14 protein-coding genes are annotated in these 18558 nt (G+C 63.2%); 3 read left to right on the forward strand and 11 right to left on the reverse strand.

All coding sequences use genetic code 11. From position 1 onward, the window contains the following. Positions 1–65: 65 nt before the first annotated feature. The 4 genes from JSS27_05810 to JSS27_05825 all read right to left on the reverse strand — a co-directional run bounded on the left by JSS27_05810 (position 66) and on the right by JSS27_05825 (position 5546). Complete coding sequence (locus tag JSS27_05810) at positions 66–1427, reverse strand: DUF1598 domain-containing protein (GenBank protein MBS0208453.1); 1362 nt, start codon at positions 1425–1427, stop codon at positions 66–68. Between the two features lie 195 nt (positions 1428–1622). Next, positions 1623–2993, reverse strand: a complete 1371-nt coding sequence (locus JSS27_05815; protein MBS0208454.1) for a DUF1598 domain-containing protein — start codon at positions 2991–2993, stop codon at positions 1623–1625. Positions 2994–3256: 263 nt separating this feature from the next. After that, entirely contained in the window at positions 3257–4606 is a 1350-nt protein-coding gene (locus JSS27_05820; protein MBS0208455.1) for a DUF1598 domain-containing protein, read from the reverse strand. Between the two features lie 112 nt (positions 4607–4718). Continuing rightward, positions 4719–5546, reverse strand: coding sequence for a hypothetical protein (locus JSS27_05825; GenBank protein MBS0208456.1), 828 nt, complete (start codon positions 5544–5546; stop codon positions 4719–4721). Between the two features lie 219 nt (positions 5547–5765). Between JSS27_05825 and JSS27_05830 the strand changes: the two genes are divergently transcribed. Next, positions 5766–7790: a sigma 54-interacting transcriptional regulator gene (locus tag JSS27_05830; GenBank protein MBS0208457.1), complete on the forward strand. Its 2025-nt coding sequence runs from the start codon at positions 5766–5768 to the stop codon at positions 7788–7790. 124 nt (positions 7791–7914) lie between these two features. On the opposite strand, the gene JSS27_05835 is transcribed toward JSS27_05830, so the two are convergent. Together JSS27_05835 and JSS27_05840 are read right to left on the reverse strand one after the other, a co-directional pair. Continuing rightward, positions 7915–8940 carry a glycosyltransferase family 2 protein gene (locus tag JSS27_05835; GenBank protein MBS0208458.1) on the reverse strand — a complete coding sequence of 342 codons (1026 nt, stop codon included), beginning with the start codon at positions 8938–8940 and terminating at the stop codon, positions 7915–7917. Positions 8941–9223: 283 nt separating this feature from the next. Further along, positions 9224–10525, reverse strand: a complete 1302-nt coding sequence (locus JSS27_05840; GenBank protein MBS0208459.1) for a serine/threonine-protein phosphatase — start codon at positions 10523–10525, stop codon at positions 9224–9226. 328 nt (positions 10526–10853) lie between these two features. On the opposite strand from JSS27_05840, the gene JSS27_05845 reads away from it, so the two are divergent. Then, positions 10854–11366 (forward strand): PEGA domain-containing protein, encoded by a 513-nt coding sequence (locus JSS27_05845; protein ID MBS0208460.1) that lies wholly within the window; start codon positions 10854–10856, stop codon positions 11364–11366. Between the two features lie 99 nt (positions 11367–11465). Here the strand turns inward: JSS27_05845 and JSS27_05850 are convergent, their stop codons facing one another. From JSS27_05850 to JSS27_05860, 3 genes are read right to left on the reverse strand one after another with little or no spacing between them, the layout of a single operon-like run. After that, positions 11466–12563 (reverse strand): MCE family protein, encoded by a 1098-nt coding sequence (locus tag JSS27_05850; protein MBS0208461.1) that lies wholly within the window; start codon positions 12561–12563, stop codon positions 11466–11468. 53 nt (positions 12564–12616) lie between these two features. Further along, positions 12617–13456 carry an ATP-binding cassette domain-containing protein gene (locus JSS27_05855; GenBank protein ID MBS0208462.1) on the reverse strand — a complete coding sequence of 280 codons (840 nt, stop codon included), beginning with the start codon at positions 13454–13456 and terminating at the stop codon, positions 12617–12619. A 48-nt stretch (positions 13457–13504) separates the two neighbouring features. After that, positions 13505–14383: an ABC transporter permease gene (locus tag JSS27_05860; protein MBS0208463.1), complete on the reverse strand. Its 879-nt coding sequence runs from the start codon at positions 14381–14383 to the stop codon at positions 13505–13507. Between the two features lie 266 nt (positions 14384–14649). On the opposite strand from JSS27_05860, the gene JSS27_05865 reads away from it, so the two are divergent. Beyond that, positions 14650–15825 carry a MerR family transcriptional regulator gene (locus JSS27_05865; GenBank protein ID MBS0208464.1) on the forward strand — a complete coding sequence of 392 codons (1176 nt, stop codon included), beginning with the start codon at positions 14650–14652 and terminating at the stop codon, positions 15823–15825. A gap of 13 nt (positions 15826–15838) precedes the next feature. On the opposite strand, the gene JSS27_05870 is transcribed toward JSS27_05865, so the two are convergent. Continuing rightward, on the reverse strand, positions 15839–16738 hold the full coding sequence (locus tag JSS27_05870; GenBank protein MBS0208465.1) for an NAD(P)-dependent oxidoreductase: 900 nt from the start codon (positions 16736–16738) through the stop codon (positions 15839–15841). A gap of 84 nt (positions 16739–16822) precedes the next feature. Further along, on the reverse strand, positions 16823–18361 hold the full coding sequence (locus tag JSS27_05875) for a lipopolysaccharide biosynthesis protein (GenBank protein ID MBS0208466.1): 1539 nt from the start codon (positions 18359–18361) through the stop codon (positions 16823–16825). Positions 18362–18558 lie beyond the last annotated feature (197 nt).

Here is an 18558-nt window from a genome sequence, read left to right on the forward strand (position 1 = left end):
ATGAGACCCCTGGGCTTGTGTGATCGCACAATCTGTCTTGATCTAATCGCTAATCGCTTACTGCCTCAATTCCACCACCAGTGGCTCGGCTCGGGCGTTTTGAGCGTCTGGCGAATCGGCGTCAGCTTCTCGGTCGTCTCGACCCGGTTCAGTGAATCGGCGGTGCGAATCTCGACGCCTCCCGAAGCGCTGACGATGAAGCTCGAGCCCTTCTGCGTGACGCCGGCTTGGGTCGGCACCATGCGCGGCGTCTCCAGGCTCTGGTTCACCAGATGCATCGGGTCGGCCGTGCTGAACAGGCTGAGCCCCGCCTTGGCGGCCAAATCGTGCTTGACGATCAGCGCGGTCACGACGGCCAGGTCCATGCAGTTCTTCAACTGGCCGAACACCGGCTGCTTTTCGGCCAGCTTGTCGAACTTCTCGGTCATCTTGTTGGCCCACTGCTGGGCGGCGGGGCTCGACTGACCCGTTTGCTTCTTGCCGCCGTCGGGGTTGAAGAAGGTTTCCTCGGTCATCGTCTTCACGCTGCAGCCGCGCAGTTCCCAGGCCAAGCCGTTCGGGTCGGCCAGGATCGCTGGATAGTTCGGCACCAGCCACCAGCGCGGCGTCATGCTTTGCATGCCGCGACCGCCGCCGCTAAGCAGGTCGATGTAGCTGGGCAACCCGGGCACCACTTGCGATTTGTCTAGGTTCATGCCGATCCGCTTCATGCGATAGTCGGCCGCGACCAACACCCGGGCAAAGTGGCTGTTGGCCGGGACGCCGCTGACCGAGATGTTCTGCATGCCCAAGGTCTGCTCGACCTGTTCGGTCGACAACTGGCCGATCTCGGTGAGCTTGGCGGCGTATTCGCGCAGCGCCTTCAGGCCACTTTCGGTCGGGTCGATCGAGCAACTAATACCGCCGCCGCGCATGCTCTGCCGCGCGGCTCGCAAGGCCACGGTGAAGTCATCGAGCAACAGCACCGGCTTCTTGGTGGTGCGGCCGACGATGTAGCCCTGCTTGTCGAGCACCCAGCCTTCGCCGTAGCCGACCAGGACGATGTCCTGTTGCTCGGGGTAAACCAGGATGTACTTGATCGACTGCAGCCCGGCCATAAAACGGATTTCGTCGGCCAGGGGCTTGCCGCTGGCCAGATGCTCGGCCACGGCTTTGTCGAGCCGCTTGAGCGAGACCTTGCGCAGTTCGTTGGCCTCGTTCACATTGCCAGGAATGTTCTCCAAGTTGGCCTGAATGGCGTTGCGCATGGCTTCCATGTCGGCCGGCAGCACGTTGACAACGACGCCGTTGGGGTCGATGTGAACGCCACCGACGGCTTGGGCCACGCCGATAAACGCCAGCGCGATACGCGACCAGTTGCAGACCACCAGGACCGTAAGCGTCAGGCAAAGCCCAGCCCAGGTACGAAACATTGGCTTACGGAACATCGAGCTGCCCTGCAAAGAAGGATTAAGGTGATGACGACACACGATGAGTGGTCGCGATTAAAAATCGTTAATGCGACTTTAGCGTACTACACGGATGAACCGAACAACGCGACCGCCTTACTAAGCAGTCGCCAAACTTAGGGGCGGATTACCAACACGATCGAACGATCCACGGACAAGTTTCGCGGGGGCCTGCTAGTTCCACCACCAATGCTTGGGCGCCTCGGGCGCCGACGCCTTGACCACGGGGGCCAAGTTCGACGTGTGTTCGACATGATTCAGGAACTGGGCCGGCCGAATCTCGACGCCGCCCGACGCGCTGATGATGTAGCCGCTGTTCTTGCGGCTGACGCTGACTTGCGAGGGGACTTGCTTCGCCGTTTCGAAGCTTTCATTCATCAGATGCATCGGGTCATTCAACGCGAACAAGCTGCAACCCGCCTTGGCGGCGAGATCAAACTTGACGATCAACGAAGCGACCACCGCCAGATCCATGCAGTTTTTCAACTGCGCGAAGATCGGCTCTTTCTTGGCCAACTCGTCGTAGTGGTCGGTCATCTTATTGGCCCACAGTTGCGCCGTGCTGCTGGCGGCGCCGGCTTGCTTCTTGGTGCCGTCGGCATTGAAAAACGTGTCGTCGGTCATCGTCTTGACGCTGCAACCACTCAGCTCCCAGGCCAAGCCGTTCGGATCGGCCAACAAGGCCGGATAGTTGGGCGTCAACCACCAGCGCGGCGTCATGTTCTGCATACCGCGCCCCGAGAGACTCACCATCTCGATGTAACTGGGAAGAATTCGAGGCAGCGGCGACGGGTCGAGCCTCATGCCGATCCGCTTCATCCGGTAGTCGGCCGCCACCAGCACGCGCGCGAAGTGCGTGCTGGAAGCCACCCCCTGCACACTAATGTCCTGCATGCCAAGCGTTTGTTCGATCTGTTGCTCGGAGACCTGGCTGATGTCCGTGAGCCGCGAGGCGTATTCACGCAAGCTGCGCAAGCCAGCCTCGCGCGGATCGATCGAGCAACTGATGCCGCCCCCTTGCACGCATTGCCGCGCCGCGCGCAACGCCACCGTCAGGTCGTCGAGCAACAGCACTGGTTTTCCCGTGGTGCGGCCGACGACAAAACCGTGCTTGTCCACCACCCAACCTTCGCCATGGCCCACGAGCACCAGGTCTTGCTGCTCGGGATAGACCAGCACGTACTTGATCGATTGCAGGCCCGCGAGAAACCGCATCTCATCGGGCAGCGGCTTGTTGCTGGCCAAGTGCTCGGCGACGGCTTTCTCTAACCGCTTGAGCGAGACCTTGCGCAATTCGTTAGGCGCGTTCAGATCGCCCGGGACCGCTTCCATTTGCTGCGCCATGGCATTGCGCATCAATTCCATGTCAGACAAGTTGACGTTGCGCAACGTGCCACTGGTATCGATATGCACGCCACCGACGGCTTGGCGCACCGCGCCAATCCCAAACGCCTGGTTTGCCACCGCGCCAACCAAGATGGTCGCCAGAAAAAACAACGACCAGACTTGCAAGAAACGCTGGATGGGCAGGGTGCGGCGCAGCATACATTGACTCCCGAGAAAATCCTGTCGATCCCCGTGTAATTTCCGACCGAGCCAGCAACACTCACTAGCCAAACCAAGACCGAGTCATGGCCGACCTGCCGCCGAGCAACCAATCGTTTCAGTATAACTCGACCAGCAGCCTCTTCGACACAGTTTCAGGGGCGAAAATAGTCCGCTCAGCCCCCGGAAACCCAACCGGGAAACCGCCCGATTCCAGGGTTTTGCCGGTTATCCGGGGCACCGGCCCCCTCCATCCAGCCGGGTTAGTTCCACCACCAGGCCGTGTCCGGCTTGGGGGTGGCCGCCTGCCGGGCGGTATCGACAGCGGGGTTCCGCTCGACCCGGTCCAGGAACTGCTCGGGCCGGATTTCCACCCCGCCCGAGGCCGAAATAACGTAGTTCGTCCCCTTGCGGGTGATGCTCGCCTGGGTCGGCACTGTACGAGGCGTGTCGTAGACCTCGGGGGAAAGTTGGCTGGCGTCGGCGAAGACTTGCCAACGATAGTCGGCTTTCTCGGCCAGCCGGTGACGGATGATCAGGGCCGACGCCAGGGCCAACTCCATCACGTTCCGCAATTCGCCGAAGACAGGCTCCTTGACCGCCAAGTGGCTGTACTTTTCCGTGAACTTGTTGGCCCATTGCAGCGCTTCGGGACTCGCCGCTTGTGAACCTTGCCGGGCTCCGTTCTGAGCGAACAGGGTTTCTTCGGCCATCGTCGTGACGCTGCTGCCCCGTATTTCCCAAGCCAGACCGTCGGCGTCGGTAAACAAGGGAAGGTAGTTAGGAACCATCCACCAGCGCGGTGTCTCGAGACCTTGCTGACTTCGTCGTACCAACAGGTCGATATAACTTGGCAAACCAAGCACAGGCGACGGCTCCAACTTCATGCCAAACCGCTTCATGCGGTAGTCGGCGGCGACGATCGTCCGAGCCAAGTGCGTGCTCGCGTCAATTCCTTCGACCCGAATCGCTTGCGATCCCAGCGTCTTTGCCAAATCGTCCGTGGAAAGTTGGCTGATATTTGTCAGCTTGGCGGCTATGTCTTGCAGCTTGGCCATTCCTTCGGCCGAAGGATCGATTGAACAAGCGATGGGCCCTTTCTGTTCGCCGGCTAGCGCCCAGCGGAGCGCTACCAGCAAATCATCAAACCGCATCACGGGCCGGCCGCTGACACGCCCCACCACGTTGCCACGCTTGTCGAGCAGCCACCCTTCGGCGTAACCCGCCAGAACGATGTCCTTGCGCTCAGGGTAGACGAACACATAGCGAATCGATTGCAGGCCGGCCAGGTAGCGAATCTCGTCCGGCAAGGGCTCACCGTCGGCCAGCAGTGCCGCCACGGTCTGCTCGAGCTGGCGAAGCGAAATCTTGCGCAGCTCGGCGGTCGGCGCCAGCGCGTCGGGGACCGGCTGCATGGCTTCGACCATCGCCTGGCGCAGGTGGTTCGTCTGGTCGACCTGGGCCGCTTTCAGGGTGCCGTCCGTGTCGATCGACACGCCCCCGACACCCTGCTGAAGGAGCGCGCCGGAGTTCTGCGCCGCCAGCGGCGCGGTACCAGCCAGCCACGCCACGGCGCAAATCAAGCCGCGCTGAAAAGCCAGCCAACTCGCCATGAAAAGCTCCTTCGCCCCTGGCCCGTCCGATGAATTCGGACGTTGTACAGCGCGCATCGTATCGCCAGTGGGCAACGCGCGACAAGAGCTATCGGGCCACGGCGAATGACCGCTACTTGCTGGCAGTCGCCAGCGGCTTGCGGCGTGCCGACAGCGGGGCCGTGAGCGTCTCGGCCCGTTCGATCGTCAACTCGGTGGCGTAGACATCAGTTTCGTCGGGAGCATTGTCCGGATGATAGACGCGGCCTTTGACCGATAGCTTGTCGCCGGGATTGGCGTAGGCCAGTTCGCTGGTGAACAGCTCGATCGCCGCGTCGCTGGCCAGCGCGATCGTCACGGCGCGAATCTTCCCCTCGGCGATCGTCAACTTTAATTCGTTGCCGTGTACCTGGCCCAACCGGCCAACCACCGGAACCTGCTTATTGGCCTCGACGGCGCCGACACGCTTGGCCTCGTCGGCGGCGACGATCTCCAACTCGCGCACTGGCTCGACCGCGCGCCCCCGCTCGTCGATCGTGGCGGTGAAACGGAGGTACTGCCCAGGCTTCAGCGCGGCTCGCTCGGCTTTGCCGGTGATCGTGATCCGCGTGGCGGCCGGGTGAGTAAAGACCAGCGTCGGCTTGGTTGACGGGAACTTCGGCGCGATCGTTAGCGCCGCCTCGGCCACCTGCTCGACTTTCCCCTCATACTCGGCCTCGGGGAGCTTGTCGACAACGACTAGATCCTCGGGCTTGTACTTGTAATGATTCGTCCGGCACCAGCCCATGGCATAGTACAACTGGTCGCGCGGCGTGATCTTCAAAGGCTTGTAGAACGGTGGCCAGCCGGTCGCCAACCCCTTGTTCAGCCCGTCGGCGTATGGGTCGTTCGGGGCCTGGGCGCCGGCGCAGGGCGTCAAAGCCAGGACCACGGCGATCGAAAGCAGCCAAGCGCGTCGCATTGCCATGTTCTCGCTAGAGGCTGTGTTCTTGCCGGAAAAGTCACGCCTGGGCCTGCGCGCACTATAATTCCGCCCCCGGATCGAAGCAACGACCGGGCCACGGGGACGTCCATCTTGGGCCCAGGTTTTCGCCTGTCCCCCCGGCCGATCGCCCCCCGGCAGCGCTTGCTTCGACGGCCTGTGGCTCGATAAGGTGGTGAGGAGAGGAACTTTATCGCCATGCTCGCCTACTTGGTCATCCGCGAAGGCTCGAAATGGAGCGACGTGTTCCGGCTGTCGGCCGGCGCGAAGGTGACCATTGGGCGCGCCTCGACCAACACCATTGTCCTCAAGGACGAGCGCTGCAGCCGATTCCATGCCGAGGTGTTCCCGGTTGACGACCAATGGCACGTCCGCGACCTGGACAGCCGCAACGGCACCCGCGTCGGCCAGGAAGACATTCACGGCGAGCGGCCGCTCAATACGGGCGATGTGATTCGCATTGGCGATTCGCAAATCAAATTCGTCAACGAACTGCATCAGGCCTTCCCCGACGCCACGGTGGCCGGCAAGCTCGCGGAAGATGCCGCGCCCGAGCCGGCCGTGGGTTCGGCGGTGTTTGCCGACGCCGAGCTGTCCGAGCCGACAACGATCACGCATCGTCGCCAGCGGACCAAGTATTTTCAGCCCGAGGAGAACGGGTTGCCCGAGCCGTCGGCGGGACAGGCGGCGGCCAGACTTTGTCGGATCGCCTTTGAACTGGCCAAGGCGGCCGATCCATTAGCGCTGGCCAAGGTGGCCCTCGACGGCTTGTTCGAAGGCACGCGCGTCGATGCCGGGGCGGTATTCTTGCTCAACGACCCGACCGCGCCGCCGCCGCGCGAGCCCGGACAAGTGGCCGACAGCCTGACGGTTGTCGCGTCACGCACGTCGACGCAGTTGCCATACCATCGCGTCTCGCCATTCGTGGCGGTCACGGTGTTGTCGCAAGGAGAAGCGGTGCTGGCGCGGAACGTGCTGGGCGACAGCATGGTCAACAGCCGCGACAGCAAAGGGGAAATCCACGCCAGCAGCGTGCTGTGCGCGCCAATTCGCCGCGGCAAGCGGACGTTCGGCCTGATCCACCTGTACACCACCGGCCAGGGCAAGCCGCCGGACCCCGAAGACCTGGAGTTCACGCTGGCCGTGGCCGACACCGTGGCCGTAGCGTTGCACAATCTGCGCCGGCGACAAGAGCTGGCCGAGAATCTGAACCAGATTCGGGACGAAAACCAGCAACTGCGCGAACGGCTGGGAGTGCAAAGCGAAATCATCGGCAGCAGCAGCACCATGGCCCGCATCTCGCGCGAGATCGCCCGGGCCGCGCCCACCAACGCCACGGTGCTGGTGCGCGGCGAAAGTGGCGTGGGCAAGGAACTAGTTGCCCGGGCGCTTCACTTTTCCAGCCCGCGACGCCGTGGACCGTTCGTCTGTTTGAATTGCGCCGCCCTGGCCGAAAGCTTGCTCGAGAGCGAACTGTTTGGCCACGAGCGCGGGGCGTTCACCGGCGCCCAGCAGCGTAAGATCGGCAAGTTCGAGGCTTCGCACCAGGGAACCCTGATGCTCGACGAAATCGGCGAGATGAGCCCGTCGATCCAGGCCAAGTTTCTCCGTGTGCTCGAGGGGCATTCCTTCGAGCGCGTCGGCGGCAGCGAGCCAGTGAAGGTCGACGTGCGAGTGATCGCCGCCACGAATCGCGATCTGGAGCAGGATGTCGCCGAGGGACGCTTTCGTCGCGACCTCTACTTCCGTCTGCACGTGCTCGAGATCATCGTCCCGCCGCTGCGCGAGCGTCCGGAGGACGTCGTCGAACTGGCCTATTACTTCTTCGATCGCTATTGCCGCGAGACAGGTCGCAAGCTGTCGGGCTATACGCCCCGCGCGCTGGAACAACTGCGGCAGTATCGCTGGCCCGGCAACGTCCGCGAATTGAAAAACGTGGTCGAGCGGGCCGTGGTCTTGGCCCAGGACGAGATGATCGACATCGGCGACCTGATGCTCTCGAAGCTCGGCAACGCCGCGGCCGTCGAATCGTTTCGCGCGTCGCACGAGTTCATCCCCTGTTCGCTCGACGACCTGGAACGTCAGCACATTCTGGCCACGCTCAAGGCCACGCGCGGCAACAAAAGCCAGGCGGCTCAGATGTTGGGCATCGAGCGATCGACGCTTGATCGCAAGATTCGCCGCTATAACCTGGCCGAATTCACGCCGGGGCGCGCGAGCTAAAGCAATTCTCTGAAGCATGTATCGTTTGCTCACCCAAGCCGGCGGCTTTGCCGCCGATCTCGGTGGCAAAGCCACCGGCTTGGTAGACGCATACGCTAAATTTAGTCGAGAAGCGCAGCTCAGCTCAGGCCGTTTGACGGCGCTGCTCGACAGCGGCAAAGCCAAGTCGTTCGGCGGTCACGTACAATGGCCGCCCTCGAGACTGGCGATAGACACGGCTGACATATTCCCCCACCGCGCCGATGGCCAGCAGTTGCATGCCGCCAATGATCGCCAGCGCCGCCAGAACAATGCTCCAATCGGCGATCGACTCGTGGCCAACAAACCTCAGGCCGCACAAGCAAACGGCGCCGACCAGGCCAGCGACAACCAAAGCCGCGCCGGCCCACAGCGACATTCGCAGCGGCCAGTTCGAGAATGACAGGATGCCATCGACCGCCAGCCGCATCATTCGAGCTAGCGGATACTTGCTCTGCCCGGCGGCCCGCGCTTCGCGGTGATACAGAACCTGCGTCTGGCGAAAGCCGACCCAACTGACCATGCCGCGCAAGAACCGGTCGGCCTCGGGCATCTGCTTCAGCGCGTCGACCACACCCCGGTCCAGCAAGCGGAAATCCCCCACGTCGGCCGGAATGGGCGTTTCGGAAATCCAGTTCATCACGCGATAGAACCATCGCGCGGTCAACAGCTTGAGCGGCGTCTCGCCGGCCCGATCGAGGCGGCGACCATAGGCCACGTCGAAACCATCGCGCCACCGCGCGAGCATCTCGGCGATCACCTCGGGCGGGTCTTGCAAGTCAGCGTCGATCAACACCACGACCGCGCCCGTGGCATGGTCCAGCCCCGCGGTCACGGCCACCTGATGGCCGAAGTTGCGTGACAAGCGGACCACGCGCACGCGAGCGTCGGTCGCCAGCAACTCGCGCAACACATCGGCGGTCCCGTCGCGGCTGCCGTCGTCAACGTAAATGAGTTCGAGGTCGACGTTCTCTCCCGCTAGCGCGTGGGTCAACCGCGCGTGCGTCCGTTCGAGGACGTCCTCCTCATTGAAGCAGGGAACGACCACCGACAGGGAAACTCGGGCGTGGCGTCGCCAGGCGTGACGATGCGCCAGGGGCAACGAAGTTGTGGACAAATCGAGCTGAGACATCCAAGCCGCCACATTCCGAGTCCGCGATCCAGGAGTGGCCGTCCACAAGCGCCATTGCCGCGGGCAAAGCGAAGGCGCTCATGGAAATGATCGACCAACGCCACGCAACGCTATGAGCGAATCAAGAACTGGAAAAGCTTGGGCAATCGTTAGGGTTTGCCAGGCGTCGCAAGCACACCGCGACTCGGGTTAAAACCGCGAAAAATTGTCGCGGTTGCGTGGAGCAAACAAATGCGGCGCGCGAGTCAAAGCCGCCGAAGTCGACAGGCGGAGGCCCGACCGACTAGCCCGCCGAGCCGCTGCCGCGGCGATAGCGCTGCGAGCGGACTTCGCCCATCAGCGCGATGATCGCGAAACAAAACTCACGCGCCGCGACCAGATATTGCTGCTGCTCGGCGGCCGTTTGCGCCCGTCGCTTCAAGCCCTCGAACTTTTCCCAGTCGATTTCCCATTGCTGATTGCGGGCGGTCTGGCAGACCGGCTCGATCAACTGGTTCCAGCGCTTCAACAGTTCCAAAGTCGGATCGCAAACCAGCGACCGATGCGGCCCGCGTCCCAGCATGCCGCCGGTGTTCGCGACCGGCGCCTGATCGGCGGCGACTTGCGAGCGCCAGACCAGGGCGAACAACCCCATCGCGCCCCCCAGCAACCCCAAAGCCCCGGCAAACATCACCAGCCCAGCCACTCCGAAGCCCATCGCCCCCAAGATCGCCAGCGCGCAAACCGCCCACAGCACTTTGGTCACCGCCGATCCAGGTGACTTTGGCGCACCCGAGTCACTGTTGCTCGCCGCGGACGACGATACCAGCGGGGCACCCACCACCTTGACGACGATCACGGTAATATTGTCCGGCCCGCCGCGCAGATTGGCCAACTCGACCAGCACGCGCACCGCGTCGGCCGGTCGCAGCGCCTGCAAAATGACGCCCAACTCTTCGTCTTCCACCTGACCGCTGAGCCCATCGCTGCAGAGCAGGAAGGTGTCCCCTTCGACCAGCGGGAAAAAACCTTCCAGGTCGACTTGCACGTTTTCGTTGGGGCCGAGCGAACGCGTGATCACGTTCTTGGGAATATAGTTCGGCAAATCCCGCTCGCTAAGCCGGTTGGCCGCCATCATCTCCCAAACCAGGCTGTGGTCCGCCGAGAGCTGCTCGATCCGATTGCCGCGCAACCGATACGCGCGACTGTCGCCGACGTGCCCGACCAGCGCCCCCTGGGGCAGCAGGGCCAGCACCGACGACGTCGTCCCCATGCCACGGAAGTCGGGATTCGACTCGCCACGGGTGTGAATGTTGGAGTTCGCTTCCTCGATCGACTTTTTGAGCGCGACGGGCGCCGAAGCGTCGGGAAGCTTGAAGTAGCTGAGTCGCACGGTGTCGACGGCGATCTTGCTGGCCAACTCGCCGGCGGCGTGAGCCCCCATGCCGTCGGCCACCATGAACAGATGGCCGCGCCGCTGCCACATTGACTCGCTGCTGCTGATGACCGAGCCGTGCGAGTCCTGATTGTTGGTGCGACGCAGCCCTTGGTCGGTGAGTTCGGCGTACTCGATGAAGGTCTGCCAGTTTACCGGTTTTTTATCCATCTTCTAACCGTCGACGCATACGTGGGGCGGCGGTGGGCGGCGCCTGGCAAACGGCACAAACTCGCACGATTCAACCACTTATCTTAATCAAACCCGGGCTGCTATCACAACCGGCGGCCAAAGATGCAATCGGTACACGGTTTGGCCCGCTCGAATATCGCTAGTTTGCCCTGGTCGGGGCAAAACCGTGTGAGTATAGTCCGTGCCCTGCCCGCCTTACGTCTTGGCCCGCCCCCACGGGGCGCAGGCCAAGCCCCCTGGTACGACGCCGATTCCGGCACAAGGTTCCTCACAAGTGTCAGCCCTGGCCGCACCATCGTCGCTGGGTTTGCGCCTTGCCGTGCTGGGCTGCGCGCTGGCGCTGCTATGCGCCGGGTCGACCGGTTGCGTACAGCGCCGCCTGACCGTGCGCAGCAACCCGCCCGGCGCCTTGGTCTATATCGGCAACGACGAAATCGGCACGACCCCGGTTTCAACCGACTACATCTATTACGGCCAGCGGAAGATCAAGCTGGTCAAGGACGGCTACGAGACTCTCTCGGTCACCCAGTGGATTCCGCCCCCCTGGTACCAGATCTTTCCACTCGACTTCTTTGCCGAGAACGTCATCCCGTACGAGATTCGGGATGAACGGGCGCTCGACTTTCAATTGCAGCCCCAGACGATTGTCCCCAACGAGCAACTGCTGACCCGGGCCGAGAACCTGCGCCAGGGGAGCAAGACCGAAGGCTACGTGCCGCCGCCGCGCGTCGAACAACCCAGCGGCATCAGCGCGCCAACCGCGCCGATCCTCACACCGCGGTTCAGCAAACGAGACGAACAGGAAACAGTCGCTCGCTAAAGGCTGGACGGAACGCAATTCCTTTGTCAGTGGTCAGTGGTCAGTAGTCAGTTGCGAAAGCGTCTTTACAACGGACTACTGACCACTGACAACGGGCCATTACTTAACCCCCGGCTTCGGGAAGATCGCGCCGCGCACGCCCAGCGACTCGGGATGCCGCGAAATCTTGTCGGTGAAGACCCGCGTGTCGTGCAGAATGGGACGCAACTCCCGCGAGATGTCGCTCAGACTCCCCACCGCCGTGTTCAGCTTCTGATAAAGCTGGTCGTCGTTCAGCAACTGTCCCAATGTCCCCTCGCGGGAATTCAACTGTTTGGCAAAGGCGCTGACGTCGTTCAGCGTGGTATCGAGCCGCGCCGAGGCCCGGCTCAGATTGTCGATCAGTTCGGCGCCCCGTTCGCCCAGGGGCTTGGTCAAGCCTTCCAGGTTCTCGATATTGCGGTTGGCCGATTGAAAGACGCCGCGCATCTCGGCCAGCGAGGTGTGAAACTCGTTGAGCGCCTTGGGCAAATCGGCCGCGGTGCGGCGGATGTTTTCACGCATTTGCGGGTCGTTCATCAACTCGTTGGCGCCGCCGACGGCTATTTGGAGTTGGTCGAGCGTGGCTTCGGCCTTGCCGACGATGCGAATCATCTGCTCGTCGTTGTTGGCCAACAGATCGTTCACCCGCCGCGCCAACAGGCCGATTTCGTTCGCCGTGTGGGCGATCGAGCCGATAGCGATCGACAAGTTCTGCTCGATGTTGCCAATGGTGTCGAAGGGATCCTTGATCGTCTTCCCCAGGATCGTGTTCCCCTCGGGGACCAGGTTGCCGTCTTCCTTGTTGACATCCAGCATGAACTCGATCACCGAATCGCCACCGAGGATCGACTTGCCGATTTGCGGCGTCTCGTTCTTGCGGAGCACGCGGTTTGAATACACGGACAGGGTCACAATCACACGCGCGTTGTCCTGGGGCTGCAAGCCCAAGTCTTCGGCAAAGTCAACCTTCGACACCCGGCCAATCAGAATGCCGCTGCGGCGCACGGGAGTCCCTTCCGAGATGCCCGGCGCCTGGTCGAAGGCGACATAGAATGTCTTGTCGCTCTTCTTGAAGACGTCGGGAAACCCGTCGAACAGCAACACCAAGATCACGGCAATCATCGCCGCCGCGACCATGGTGACACCGACACGGAATTGAACAATGCGTTCGTTCATCAGCGTTTTGTCTTGCGGTCATTTTGCCGGCGATTCTCACCGGCGCGATCCGTTTAGTTACCCGCGTCCTGCAACTCCATCAGTCGTTCCCCGGCTTCGCCGCGGACGAACTGCCGCACTCGCTTATCCTTGGTTCGTTCCAACTCCTCGGGCGGCCCATCGAAGATCACTTGCGGCTCGTCGCGTCCTAGCCGCGCCAGCGGGTACAGCATCACCACCCGGTCGGGCACCTTGACCGCGGTGTGCATGTCGTGGGTCACCACGACGCTGGTCACCGGCTCGTTCTGCCGGGTGCGGATCATCAATTCGTTAATCACGTCGCTCATGATCGGGTCGAGCCCGGTCGTCGGCTCGTCGTACAACACCACCTCGGGGCTCAGCGCCAAGGCCCGAGCCAGCCCGACTCGTTTCCGCATACCGCCCGATAGTTCGGCGGGCTTCTTGGCGGCCGCCGTCTCGGGCAGCCCCACCTGGGCCAGCCGGCGAATCACGTCACTGCGGACGTCCTCGGGACGCTTGTGGCGATGCTGACGCACCGGGAACGAGACGTTCTGCTCGACGGTCATGCTGTCGAACAGGGCCGCCTGTTGAAACACAAAGCCGTAGCGCAACCGCTGCTCGGCCAGTTGCTGGTCATTCAACGTGGCCAAGTCCTGGCCGTCGAACAACATCTGACCCGACGTCGGCCGAATCAGCCCGATCAGCGTCTTGAGCAACACCGTCTTGCCGCAACCGCTCTCGCCGATCACGGCCAGCGTCTGGCCGCGCGGGATCTGCAGATTGATGTTGCGTAGCACGCGATAGTTCTCGAACTGCACATGCAGATCGCGCAGTTCGAGAATCGGCCGCTCGGCCCCCTCGCGTTCATCGGATTGCTGTTCGCGGTCTACCATCGTTGATCCACCGGCCTCGTTCTGCTTGCAACCGTTCTCCCCATCTGACTACAGGAACGACACACCCGACGGCCAGAGAAACATGTACAAGTTATCGAGCAGGATATCGAGTTGCAGATTCAGGATCAGAATCAACACGAACGACGTCACAAAGGCGCTTGTCGCGGCGCGGCCCACCCCTTCGGCCCCCGGGTCGCAGTGAAACCCGCGGTGGCAGCTAATCATGGCAATGGCCGCGCCGAAGAACAGGCTCTTGAATACGCCGCCGAACAAGTCAAACGAGCTGACGACTCGCTGTGAGTTTTCCCAATAGTGGTGCGCATCGATCCCCAGCAGCACCGTCGCATAGAACCCGCCGCCGACCACGCCCATGAAGTCGGCCATGATCGTCAAGGCCGGAATCAGCACCAGACACCCCAGTAATCGCGGCACCACCAGGTAGTGCAACGGGCTGACCCCCATAGCCGACAAGGCGTCGATCTGCTCGGTCACGCGCATGGTCCCCAACTCGGCCGCCATGGCGCTGCCGACGCGGCCGGCGAGCATCGTCGCGGCCAGCACCGGTCCCAACTCGCGGACCAGTGAAATATTGATCACGCCACCCAGTCGGGTTTCGATGTGCAACAAGCGGAACTGCGAATAGCTCTGCACGGCCAGGATCATGCCGATGAACGTCCCGGTCAGGGCGACCACCGGCAGGCTGAGGACGCCGATCTGGTAGAAGTTCGGCATCACGGTCTCGCGATAAGGAAATCGCGTCACCGCCCAGCGAACCGTGCCAAAGGCGAACAGCGCCACCTCGCCGATCGAGGTGATCCACTGCATGACCACCGCCCCCAGATTGGCGACCCAGTCGGCCACGGCGCCCAGTCCGCGCGCGGCGCGACCCGGCTGTGGCTGCGGGTTTTCCCTCGATCCAGTGGCCATCGTCGTGTATCCCTAGCGCAAATCGACCGTCGGCGCGGCACGCGAGCGCGGCGCGAGACGACCGCACATAGATTCGTCGGCCATTCGAGCCTGCGCTCTTTGCTGCTGGCAACGAAAATGCCGGTCAAACAATCCTGGCAAGCCGGGCAAGTATCTCCGCCGTGTGGCCGCCGCCAGCGGGCGTTTGACAGCAGCGCCAGCCATCGACGACACTACGCTGCTAGCACCTCCCTTTGCCGCCAGCTCGTCTGCCAAGCAATCATTCCATGACCACGCCTGTCGAAACTTCGCCGTCCACCAAGCTCGACGGCCTGCGAATCTCGCTGGCCAGTCGATTGGCCAGCATGACGCGAGGCGAGGCCGAGCGTCTGCTCCGCCAGCGCGGCGCCACGCTCGTCGACAAGCACCAGGACCAGGTCGATTGGATCGTGGTCGGTGATGATTCAAAGAACCGCGGCGCCGTCCGCGGGTCGTTGCCCCCGGCGTGGCGCGCGGCGGTCGATGCCGGCAAAACGCGGATCGTCCTCGAAACCGACCTCTGGCGTCGACTGGGCCTGATTGAAGCCGAGCCGCACGTACAGCACCTGTACACGGCGGCCATGCTGGCCGAGTTGCTGGGCGTGCCGGTGGCGATGGTCCGCGGCTGGCAGACGCGCGGACTGCTGCGACCAACGGCCCAGGTCCACCGACTGGCCTACTTCGACTTTGCCGAGTTGGCGACCGCGCGGAAGTTGATCGAACTGCGCTCCGCGGGACTTTCGACCGGCGCGATCGCGGCCCAACTCGCGCAACTCCGACAATTGCTCCCCGATGTCGAGCGACCGTTGGCCGAGCTGTCGCTGGCCGTCGATGGTGGACGCCTGCTCGTTCATCGGGACGATCGACTTGTCGATCCCGGCGGGCAATTGCAACTCGATTTTGACGCCGACGACGCGACCGCCACGCCATCCATACTCAGCGAAGCCGATTTGCCCCGCTCGCCCGAGGAGCTGTGCGCCCTGGCGGCTGAACTCGACGAACAGGGGCGCGGCTCTGAAGCCGCCGAAATGTATCGGGCCGCGCTGGCCGCCGGCGGGCCCGACCCGGAAATTGGTTTCGCCCTGGCTGAGTTGCTGTACCGACTGCACGAGACAGCCGCCGCGGCCGAGCGCTATTACATGGTGCTGGAGTTGGACGAGGACTACGTCGAGGCCCGGGCCAACCTGGGCTGCGTGCTGGCCGAGCTAGGGCGTCACGAGCTGGCGCTGGCGGCCTTGAACGGCGCGCTGGCCTGCCACCCCAACTACGCCGACGCCCATTATCACCTGGCGCGCCTGCTCGACGAGCTTGACCGGCGCGACGAGGCGCAGGCTCACTGGCAAGCGTTCCTGGAACTGGCGGCCGACAGCCCCTGGGCCGAGTCGGCGCGCCAGCGCCTGCAACACGACAGCGCTGCTCAGTAGTCCGGCCGAGCGATTAGACGCTCAGGGCCTGGTGACCGACCACGGCGTCGATGAACGTCGAGAGCGGCAAGTTACCTGCGCCCTGCGCGCCAGTCGCGGGGACTTCCAGCCGGCTCAGTGCGGCCAGCGTACGACGCGTGCCGGCGATCATGGCGGGCTGAATCCCGTTGATCCGCAGCGTCTGTTCCAACTCGACCATCTCTTCGGTTCGGTTCGGCGCCTGGTGCGGATAGGTCGGCAGCAGGCGTTCGACGATCTCGGCCACGGCCGGGTAGTAATGCCGGTATTCGTCGAACGATTCGGCTTGCAGCCCCATCTCGCGTCCCAGCGCGCTGAGCTCGATGAACAGGGCGGCGATTCCCTGGCTCATCCCGTCGAGCAACATGTTCATGGCCGACGCGCGGCCGGCGGTGGGACCGAGCAAGCGCGTGCGCATGATCGGCGTCAGCCAAGCGTTGACCTGTTCGGCGGCGTCGCCGCTCAAATAACCAGTGGCATTGCTGGTCAGCTCGCTTGCCAGCCCGTGAATCGCCAAATCGGCGAACTGCAAACCGCGGCGCGAGACGACCTGGGACACGGCACGGCACGAGATGGGCGAGATCGAATTGGCGTCGATGTAAATCTCGGCGCGGCAGTCTTCATTCAAGCGTTGCACGACGCGCTGGGCCATGTGCAAGGCCGCCACCGAGGGAACGACCGACACGATCACCTCGGCTCGGTGCAATACATCTTCGAGCGAGTCGACGATTTCCAAGCCAGCTTCGCGGGCGCGGTCGGCGGTTCGTTGGCTGCGATCGGCCACGGTCGTGACGACCGCGTGGCCGCGATCGAGCAAGGCGCGGCCCAGGGCCGTGCCCAGTTCGCCGGCTTGCAGGATACCAAAGGTGGGCAGCGGCTGATTCGATTCCAACATGGCGAGTTCCTCGATCCGGTCAGTTCAGGCGGTGGGTCAATGTTTTGCGTGTGTGTCGGCGCTATTCACGCCGGCAGGAAAAAGCTAGCTCATGGTTCCGGCCCTACGAGCCGGCCAGAGTTTGTACTTCCGCAGGTACGTTTCGGCCCCGGCGAGCAATTGGCGCTTCTCGTCGCGACTGAACAGCAGTTGCGTGCGGACGGCGAGGACCAACAGCACCAGGCTGACCCCCAGCGTGGCCCACGGCCCCACGGCAATCACCAAGGGAGCGACCATCAGCACTTGCGTCCCGCGTCCCAACGCCATGCCGCGCCGTCGGTTAAAGCTCAACATCATGGCCAGCGTAGCCAGGTTCCCCACCAACGTGGCGGCCGTGGCACCCATCAGCCCGTGACTGGGCAGCCACCACAGCGACAACGCAATGCAGACGACCAGCCCCACCAGGTAGGCAATGTTCGACAGCCAGGCGCGCTCGTCGCACCAGAGCCAGTTACGGGCCACGCAGGCCAAGCTGGCCACGACGCTGAAGCACATGGTCATCGGCAGCACGTCGAGCCCCGAGTCGAACTTGCCCGGGCTGAGCAGATTGAACAGCGCGGGCGAGATCAACAGCAGCACGGCCGACGCCGGCAATAGCGCGGCGCTGAGCACCTTGAGCATCAGATTCAGCCTGTCCGAGACGGCTTGCCGACCGTGTGCTTCCCATTCGTGACTCAGGAAGGGGAGCAACGCGCCGGCCAGCATGAACGCGAACGTCAGCACCAACATCGGCACCAGCCGCGCCGTGTGATATTGCCCCACGGCGGCCAGCGTGGCGTCGGCGTCGAGCCCCGAGTAGTGGACGATCATGTAGCGATCGACCATGAAGAACAGATTGACCAGCCAACTGGTGATCCAGATCGACAACGCGAACGGGGCCAGCCGACCCCAGAACGAACGCTGGCTGACCGGAGCGTGCGACTCGTTGGCTTCACGCCAGATGGACAGCACGTCGGGAACCGCCACGACCAGCGAGATGACCGTGGCGATCAAATAGCTGACTAGCACCGTGCCGGCCCCCCACTGCGCTCCACCGCACAACAAAGCCGCGGCCGAGACCAGCGAAAAGGCCAGCGTGTTGACCAACTGCAACCGCGAGGCGAGCCGTTGCTGGCGCACCGCGGTGAACAGATCGGTCGTGAAGTTATAGAGGACGAGGATGAACAGCCCGACGGCCAGCAACCAGACCATCCTGGTCTGGTCATCGCGGCCAAAGACGAGCTGTGAGAATTGCCGATGGAAGAGGGCGATCATCACGGAGGAGAACGTGACCATGGCGACCGTGGCAATGGCCGTGCGGCGGAGGAACATCCGCAACTGGCCGCGGAAGCGAAAGTATTCCAGGTAACGGCCAAAGACGCCCGGCAGGGCAAGAATGGCGATCGGGCTGACGGCCAGCAGAAAGCTGAACGACAGTTCCCATTCGCCCAGTTGCTCGGCCGACAGCCAGCGACAAAACAGCAAGCCGCGGGCAAAGCCGATGCCGCGCTGCAGCACCGTGAGGATCAGCAACAGCACCACGCTCCGCGCCAAGGTGTCGGTGCGTGGCGCGGGAAGTTCGGTGGCAACGGTCGCGGTGCTCATCGGCAGTGCGGCTCAAGGAGGCGAAACGGGCGCAGGCCAAGCCGGCGCTATCGAAACATAGCTCGCGCTGGCGGAAAAACCGCCCCGGAAAGGAGTTGCCATTGCCAGCCGAGAGAAGCTTAGGCCGGGCTTACGGCGCGCCGCGCAGAGAGGCTAATTGCGGCTAGAAAACCAGGCCAGGCGAGGGGGTTGTGTTG

This window comes from Planctomycetota bacterium, assembly GCA_018242585.1.
Taxonomy (GTDB): Bacteria; Planctomycetota; Planctomycetia; order Pirellulales; family PNKZ01; genus JAFEBQ01.